Consider the following 2315-nt stretch of genomic DNA (forward strand, 5'->3'; position numbering starts at 1 on the left):
ATTGCGTACAATGCCATGGCTCCGGCGCCCAAGGTTCCAAGGGCTTTCCCAATCTCAACGACGACGACTGGCTGTGGGGCGGCAAGGCCGAGCAGATCCAGCAGACGATTACGCACGGCATCCGCTTCGCGTCCGATCCGGACACGCGCCTGTCGGAAATGCCTGCCTTTGGCGACATCATAACCGCTGACCAGATCGCTCAGGTCGGCACCTATGTCGCCAGCCTGTCGGGAAAGGTCCAGCATGCCGGCCTCGTCGAGCCCGGCGCCAAGGTCTTTGCTGAAAATTGCGTGGCCTGTCATGGCGACAATGCAAAGGGCAACAAGGAGCTGGGCGCCCCCGATCTGACCGATGCGATCTGGCTCTATGGATCCGGTGAGACAGCCATCGCCACCCAGGTCCGTGCGCCAAAACAGGGCGTCATGCCAGCCTGGGGCGCACGCCTGGGCGAGACCAAGGTCAAGGAGCTCGCCGTCTACATCCATTCGCTTGGTGGTGGGGAATAGGAAGCGGGGACCTGTTCCCGGCCCTTCGCCAGCCAAGCGACGAGGCCCGGCCATGCCGGGCCTCGACCTGTATTCGGCACCGGCAATTGACTTGCATCAACGCGCCTGCCCCCGCCCCGCGCCAAGACTTGCCTACGCTGGCAGCCTGGGCATGGGCAGATTGTCGCCTGCGCGAGTGGAGATGCATGTGCTGGACAATACGCAGGTAGAGCGGCTCGAAGCCGAAGCGGTCAATTCCGCCAAGGTGCGCCAGCCGATGTATGCCGCGCGCAAGAAGATATTCCCGAAACGGGCAACAGGGAACTTTCGTCGGTTCAAGTGGCTGGTGATGGCGATCACACTCGGTATCTACTACCTGACACCGTGGTTGCGATGGGACCGCGGCCCGTTCGCCCCGGACCAGGCCGTGCTGCTCGATCTCGCCAACCGGCGCTTCTACTTCTTCTTCATCGAGATTTGGCCGCAGGAATTCTACTATGTGGCCGGCCTTCTGATCATGGCCGGCGTCGGTCTTTTCCTGATCACGTCGACTATCGGTCGCGCCTGGTGCGGCTATACATGTCCGCAGACTGTATGGGTCGATCTGTTTCTGGTCGTCGAGCGCGCCATCGAGGGTGATCGCAACGCACGCATGAAACTCGATGCCGGCCCATGGACCGCCCGCAAGCTTGCGCTGCGGGCATCGAAACACGCCATCTGGCTGGGCATAGGGGCGGCGACGGGCGGCGCCTGGATCTTCTATTTTGCCGATGCGCCGACGCTGGTTGGCGAACTCTTCACCGGCACCGCGGCACCCGTTGCCTACATCACCGTCGCCGTGCTGACGGCCACGACCTATACGTTCGGCGGGCTGATGCGCGAACAGGTCTGCACCTACATGTGTCCATGGCCACGCATCCAGGCGGCCATGCTCGACGAAAGTTCGCTCACCGTCACCTACAATGACTGGCGCGGCGAACCGCGTTCGCGTCATGCCAAGACGGTGCAAGCCGCGGGACAGTCGGTCGGCGACTGCGTCGACTGCAATGCCTGTGTCGCGGTCTGCCCGATGGGGATCGACATTCGCGACGGCCAGCAGCTCGAATGCATCACCTGCGCGCTTTGCATCGACGCCTGCGACGGCGTCATGGGCAAGCTCGGCAGGGAACGCGGACTGATTTCCTACGCAACGCTCTCCGATTACAACGCCAACATGATGCTGGCGACCGCGGGCGGCTCCAGTTCAGTCAACCCGTCGCTGGTCAGGACCGCTGATGGCCTGTTCTCCGACAAGGTGGCGCATTTCCATGTCAGCAAGATCTTCCGGCCACGCACCTACGTCTACATGGGTCTGTGGTCGCTGATCGGCCTGGGTCTGCTCTATTCGCTGCTGACGCGCGACAGGCTCCAAGTCAATGTGCTGCACGACCGCAATCCGCAATTCGTAACGTTGTCCGACGGCTCCATCCGCAACGGCTACACCGTCAAACTGCTCAACATGATCCCCGAGCCGCGGATCATTGTTGTCACCATGCAGGGCTTGCAAGGAGGCGAAATGAGCGTGGTCGGAGACGACATCAAGGCGGGCCGCTCCTTTGCCATCCCGGTCGAGCCCGATCGCCTGAAAATGCTGAAGGTCTTCGTGCGCCAGCCGGCCGACCAAATCCGTGGCGCAGCGCAAACCTTCACGTTCCGTGTCGAGGACAAGTCGAGCTTCGAGGCGGACGAATACACCGCCACCTTCAACGCGCCGGAGATCGCCAGATGACCGCTAACGCTGAAAAAACCCGCGAATTCACCGGCAGGCACATGCTGTTCACCATCCTTGCC

General features: G+C 62.2%; 2 protein-coding genes. Both read left to right on the forward strand.

The features are described 5' to 3' along the window. The coding region (gene ccoP, locus EN914_RS32505; RefSeq protein ID WP_127389547.1) for a cytochrome-c oxidase, cbb3-type subunit III at positions 1 to 506 on the forward strand (506 nt) is incomplete at its 5' end. Positions 507 to 687: 181 nt separating this feature from the next. Beyond that, positions 688 to 2253 carry a cytochrome c oxidase accessory protein CcoG gene (gene ccoG, locus EN914_RS32510; protein ID WP_081714423.1) on the forward strand — a complete coding sequence of 522 codons (1566 nt, stop codon included), beginning with the start codon at positions 688 to 690 and terminating at the stop codon, positions 2251 to 2253. Positions 2254 to 2315: the final 62 nt, after the last annotated feature.

The organism is Mesorhizobium sp. M7A.F.Ca.CA.001.08.2.1, from assembly GCF_003998455.1.
Lineage (GTDB): Bacteria > Pseudomonadota > Alphaproteobacteria > Rhizobiales > Rhizobiaceae > Mesorhizobium > Mesorhizobium ciceri.